5 protein-coding genes are annotated in these 6,000 nt (G+C 61.1%); 2 read left to right on the top strand and 3 right to left on the bottom strand.

Annotation, left to right across the window (positions count from 1 at the left end):
- Positions 1-738 (top strand): aspartate aminotransferase family protein (locus KVT37_RS30750; RefSeq protein ID WP_217578779.1); only part of this gene is annotated, 738 nt, incomplete at its 5' end.
- 309 nt (positions 739-1,047) lie between these two features.
- Here the strand turns inward: KVT37_RS30750 and KVT37_RS30745 are convergent.
- Positions 1,048-1,341 (bottom strand): hypothetical protein, encoded by a 294-nt coding sequence (locus tag KVT37_RS30745; RefSeq protein ID WP_308642798.1) that lies wholly within the window; start codon positions 1,339-1,341, stop codon positions 1,048-1,050.
- 768 nt (positions 1,342-2,109) lie between these two features.
- A complete protein-coding gene (locus tag KVT37_RS30740) occupies positions 2,110-2,355 on the bottom strand; it encodes a helix-turn-helix transcriptional regulator (RefSeq protein ID WP_217578778.1) in 246 nt (81 codons plus the stop codon).
- Between the two features lie 121 nt (positions 2,356-2,476).
- On the opposite strand from KVT37_RS30740, the gene KVT37_RS30735 reads away from it, so the two are divergent.
- Positions 2,477-2,758, top strand: coding sequence for a DUF2285 domain-containing protein (locus KVT37_RS30735; protein ID WP_217578782.1), 282 nt, complete (start codon positions 2,477-2,479; stop codon positions 2,756-2,758).
- 365 nt (positions 2,759-3,123) lie between these two features.
- On the opposite strand, the gene KVT37_RS30730 is transcribed toward KVT37_RS30735, so the two are convergent.
- Complete coding sequence (locus tag KVT37_RS30730) at positions 3,124-4,032, bottom strand: hypothetical protein (protein ID WP_217578777.1); 909 nt, start codon at positions 4,030-4,032, stop codon at positions 3,124-3,126.
- Positions 4,033-6,000 lie beyond the last annotated feature (1,968 nt).

Below are 6,000 nucleotides of genomic sequence, written 5' to 3'. Positions count from 1 at the left end.
ACCGGCAGCCTCGCGGCCTCCATCGCCGAGCCGATCCTGTCGAGCGGCGGCATGCTGGAGCTGCCGCGAGGCTATCTCGCGGCGCTGAAGCAGAAATGCCGCGAGCGCGGCATGCTGCTCATCCTCGACGAGGCGCAGACCGGCGTCGGCCGCACCGGCGACATGTTCGCCTTCCAGCGCGACGGCGTCACGCCGGATATCCTCACTCTGTCGAAGACCATCGGCGCCGGCCTTCCGCTGGCGGCCGTCATGACGAGCGCCGAGATCGAGGAGACCGCGCATGAGCGTGGCTTCCTGTTCTACACCACCCATGTGTCCGATCCGCTGCCGGCCGCCGTTGGCCTGACCGTGCTCGATGTCGTCGAGGAAGAGCGCCTTGTCGAGCGCGCCCGCCACCTCGGCCGAAGGCTTTTCGACGGACTGTCCGAGCTGAAGCAGCGCTACGAATGCGTCGGCGACGTGCGCGGCCGTGGGCTGATGCTCGGCGTCGAGATCGTCAAAGACGGAGAGAGCCGCGAGCCCGATCACGAGCTCGGCGCGAAAATCGCCGCGGAGGCATTCAGGCGCGGGCTCAGCATGAACATCGTCAAGCTCCCCGGCATGGGAGGCGTGTTCCGCATCGCCCCGCCGCTGACGATTTCCGAGGACGAGCTCGACCTCGGATTGCGCACGATCTCCGACGCCATCGAAGCGGTGCTGTCCACCGGCACTGGACGCCGCGGCATCGCCGCCGAGTGACGGCAGGAACCGATGGACAAAGCGAGCATGACCGAGCAAGCCCCCGGGGTGACGCGCCGGAGTAGGGCGCGACGATGAATCTCCGACGTTCGGGTAACCGTCACGAACGAGACGCTGAGCCTGGCGCCGGATGAGCGATCGACGTCCGCCGGCGCCGTCGAGACCAGGCTGAGCTCTCTCGGCTATGCTTCGCTCAGCAGCGATCCGGATACGCAGGGCCTGGTTTTCCCGCCTTTATCCCTGGTCGTTCAACCTGGCCGCAGCGCTTCTGGGGGGCAACATTTCGCAATCCGGCAGATAGGCGGCCCGTCACATGATGCCGAAGGTCTTGTAGGCTTCGACCGCGCTCATGCCTTCGCGGATCGCCTTGGCGACGAGCTTCTCGCCGCGAACCTTTTCGAGCGCCAACTGAACCACCTCTTCTTCCGCCTGGCGCGGGATGACAAGGACGCCTTCCTTGTTGCCGAATAGTAGCGTTCCCGGCTCAATGCGCACGCCGCCGATCTCGAGCGCGCAGCGATAGTCCATGACCTTGCCGCGCACGCCCTGGTCCAGCGCGTAGTGGCCGGTGCAGAAGCAGGGGAAGGGCCTGGCCGCCCCCACGCCCCGCTGTCAAGCGACGACGGGCGCGCTACGCACCCCACGGCTCGGTTTCCATTATTGGCTGGCCATGTCACCGGGATCAGAACAGCATCAGGTCGGGTGACAGCTTCGCCGGCTGGCTACGGATGACCGTGCCGCTTGGCGTCCGGCCGACCCTCGACATGGGCCGGTGACACGAAAAAGTTCTCGACGAGCGTGTGCGAGAGCGCGAGCGGGCGCTCTTCCCTGCTCTTGAGGAAGACCGGCGCGACCTAGCGCCGAGCCCCTCCGGGCTGCTCTTTCGGGTAGCTCACGATGACGGCGGACTCGGTCGCCGATGTCGGAATGACCATCACGCCGGAAAAGCGTTTGCCCCACGCCCTGTCGTCGACGGAAAAGAACGAAGACGGGGCAAGCACCGACTTGCGGCCCCGATCACGAACATCGAATGGCCGACATCGTCGAACCTGCGCTTCACCAGAGGCCGGTCGTAGAATTCGAGGAGATGCGTCCAGACGGCCCAGGCCTCATGGGCGCGGTCGCCTCCATCATCGCCGCAGACGGCTCTTCCTTGGAGACGACTCCGGCCGCGATCTGCCGCTGCCCGAAAAAACTGCGCCGCCCGATTAGGGCGGCGACAGTCACAGCCCGACTGGGCTGCCCGGCCAGGGGGCGATGTCGGATGGCCGAGACCGCCTGAGCCTGTCGACGAAAAGCGAGCTCGGTTCACGAACACCCGGTGCGCGCCGTCAAGCGCGCACGCGCTCCAATGAGGTCGGTTACAATGGCCTACTGGTCACGAGACCGACGTACCAGAGCTAGAAGGCCGCAAGGGTCGATATCGAGAACCTCAGTGACGTCGAGAAATTCAATGACGTCCAAGCGACGTTCCCCACCCTCATATTTAGCGACGAAGGATTGCGGTCGGCCAAGCACCTCGGCGACCTGTGACTGAGTAAGGCCCTTACTCTTGCGCGCCGCTATCAGCTCTTTCAAAAGGCGACGCTGGCGAGGCGATCGAAGGGATCTCGGCATCAGGTGAACCGGTCAGGAAGGAACCGGTTCACCGACTAATCCTGGTTTCGGATTATCCCATTTTAGGATATTGTGCACAAATCCGGACGAACGAGTGAACGTGCATATTGCGAGGCGGGATTTGAAAGACAAACCGTATGAAGCGACTGCTCAAGCCGCTGCCGTTTTGGAAGAAGTCCCCTGGGCTGAGACGCTCACCGCTTACGACAACGAGCATTTCGCAATCTATTTGAAGCTCGTTGACGCGTGCGCCGACAATGCCAGTGAGGAAGAGATGGCGCAGTCCATACTGGGCATCGATCCAAGGCAGGAGCCAACTCGCGCCCTCAAGGCGGTCCGCGACCACTTGAAAAGGACACACTGGCTGATTACCAGCGGATACAAGGAGCTGTTCGAAGGCTAGCCGCACCAATATTGCCGAACTCGACCGCGCGGCGCACGACGAGCCTTTCATTTTCGACGGGGCGGGCGCGACGTCATGGCTCTAGCTGGATTGACCTCGGGCACCACCGGCAGACCCAATGCAAAAGTGCATTTCGGTTGCGATCCGTAGCCGATTGAAATGCGCGCTGAGCGGGGCAGGTCACCCCCGAGGACACCCTTGTCGGCTGCGCGCTGATCGCCTTCAGTTCGGCCCTGTATGGAGGGGCCCCTGTATGGAGTGGCAATCTTTCCGTAGTGCCTCGAAGCCATAGCAGCGCTGCTGGAACGCGCCTCGCCAGTCCGACGGACCAACGACACAGGAAGGGGGACTGCCAGGACAGAATCTCATAGTCCCCGCTCCGTCCGATCGCGCATGGAATTCATCAAAGCCTTCCGGGCGCTGTCAAACTCCGTTTTACCGGCCGCTGAAGAGGTACCTTCCTGTTCATGCAGCTTCTTTGTCGCGGCATTGAGCAAGCCGCGCAATTCCGATCCATCCAAATCGGCGATGGAAAGGCCGACAAGAACCTCATGCATTGGTTTCAGATGGCCATCCCGGCGCGCTTTCACAATGCAATCATATGCTTTGGCCCGGGCCTGCGGCGGGACGCCCGCTTCCAGCAAGAGAGTGGCGGATATGAGAAGGTTTGACCGCGGGTCATCTGCAAAGTTATCGAGGTAGGCAGACGCTTCAAATATCCTGTCTGCGCGATCATTCAGATCGTGGACCAAGTCTACCTGACCGGTAACGATGCCTTGTTCTTTCTCGGTCAGAAACTTGGCATAGGGCAGGATTTCCCGAAAGCGTGGAGCAAAATCATCTGTCGAAGGTATTGTGCGCGTTAAGCTTTCATAGCGGTTTTTCGCCATGCCGCGGAGCGTCGACTGTTCGTGCGCGGTCAGGAACTCGCGATCCGGCAAATGTGCCGGCCTATGTGAATCGGAACCCTTATCCCCGGCTTCAAACCCTGTGACGGCCTCATACTGGTCCTTTGCCAACCGACGGCTCTGATGGATAGCTCCGTTGAATTTGCCCAAGGGAGACTCATTATCGCGGACAAATCCTTGCAGACCTCGGCTAACCCGCTCGAGCGCACTGAAATTCCGCGCGATCTGTTCGACATTCGTCATGCCGACGTCGCCGATAGTTGCCTCAGCCAGAATTTTTTCCAACAGCTCTGGCGGCATCGATAGAAGACGAGACCCGCTCAAAGGCGCGGATTCTCGATGCTCTTTCTCTTCGTTTTTGGTCATGACATCTCACCACTAGCCGGACCGAAGGCAATCTTGTTGTCCCACAAATCCCCGGGCCTAACGACGCGGAATGAGATTTCATCTGTAACAGCATGACAATGCCGGCCGTCGGCCCCGATCGGCTGAGAGAGGAGAGTTGGGCATTCGGCTTGTCGCAGGTTTTTTTAGCCACCGCGTGAAGGGCTCAAATTGACGCCTGTCTTCCTAGCCGCAGCGGCCTATGACTGGCTCCAGTCATTTCCACATCAGCGACCATGCTCCATGTTGGACCTGGTCTGGTTTCCATTCACGAATCGATACGGCTAATTCCACCGAGTGACCGTGGGTTTCGCGCAAGCGGGTCTGGCGGTTCCAGGTGTATGCGATCGCGCCACTTAGTCCAAAGCCCTGCCACCGCCGCAGGTGACAGCGCCGGCAGGACCAAGTGAAAATGAAAAGCCGAGACATAGCCCCTTGGGCAGAAGGTCTGACCGCTTGCGACAACGGGCATTTCGCGATCTGCTCGACGCGCGCGGGACAACGCGAGGAAGAATTGAAGCAGGCCACATTGGCCATCGACCAAAGGCAGGAACCGGCCCGCGCCTGCAAGGCGAACTATCCTTGGGTCCAGAGACCTGAAGCGACAATGACTATAGAAGAAACTGCTGTTATCCACCATTCGTCAGCGAACGCCCGCGCCTGATCGCACGGCGCATCATGACGCGGCCAAGCTGTGCTGCCGTCCCATGCCTGCAGCGTCGAAAGCCATGCAAAACAGGAATGCCACCATGGCTCAATCGGGCGATGCCAGCGTTCTGCAGTTGAAGTAGGGTTGCCTTGCGTTTCGGCCCCCCGCCCGACGCCCAGGACTGGCCAGCCGCTCCCCCCTCCCCCGGGCTGGCCAGTCCGTTCCGTCCGTGACCCCATTTACGCAGCGCGAGCGCCGTAGACCTTGGAGGGCCGATCGAACCCCCATCGCCGCAGTTTTTCGGCTTTTGGATGGGCGCGTCATGGCTCATTGAGTTGCGCTAAGACGCCTTTTGCCACCTTGACCACCGGTGCGACCGACCTGTCCGGGCCGCTGGCGGCGTGCAAGGGGAGTCAGGATCTCCCAGTCCACATCGTTCAGGTCGCTCGCAAGGAGTTGATCGTCGCTTTGCCGGCGGACGCCGCAGAGCGAAGCTGCCGCCTGCATCGTCGCACAGACGGCAACGAATGACGGGCGGGTGCCACGACGACGTGCCCGCCCACGCCGTCCTGTCCAAATTGCCCAGATGCGGTTGCCAATCTGACGGCATCATCCGATTTGCTTTCCGCCGCGGCATCACTGATGCGGCGGACAACCCGGCTGCCGTGGCATTAGCCAGACCGCTTGTACCGGTCTGTTCGCGATGGTTGCATCGCTGTTTCTGATCGCGCCCACCAGATTGGCGACGCCATTGGCCGCCCAGGCCCCAGCAGAAGCATACGCCGTCCCTTTGAGGTTCTCAGTTGAAGGCTGAGGAGCCGTCGTGGTTAACAATGCCGGCTGCACCACTTAGAAAAATTCGCGGCCGAAAATCGCTTTGCTGCGTGGAGCATTGTTCCATTCTCGAAGGGCGCTGCCCCGCCCACAAACTGCCACTAAACGTTGCGGTCACTCTTGTCGGAATGGGCTCAGAAAGCCAGGGCCGCGATCGAAACCGCGCTGCTGTCGCATCCAGTACAACTGAGCCGTATTTGTCCACATTCTCGAGTGGAACGCGTGACGCCTGCCAGCGGTTTCTTCGGCTAGGGTCTGCGCCATCTCGATCCTGACTAAATCTGAATAGCAGGTTCTAATATCTTCAAGGTTGCATCGCCCCGAAGTCCGCCGCGCTTGTCATGCACATGCTAGGATATGCATCTCACCGCTCCCCCGGTGCCGACCAGTGTCACAGATGTTAGTGCGCTGCGCGCCACTTGGCCTTCGAACGCATGAAATGCCCTCCTCTCGTCTCACGGTGGCCC

It is taken from the genome of Mesorhizobium sp. GbtcB19 (genome assembly GCF_019091085.1).
Taxonomy (GTDB): domain Bacteria; phylum Pseudomonadota; class Alphaproteobacteria; order Rhizobiales; family Rhizobiaceae; genus Mesorhizobium.
The sequence above is the reverse complement of the archived record's forward strand: the minus strand, read 5'-3'. Positions and strand labels throughout refer to the sequence as shown.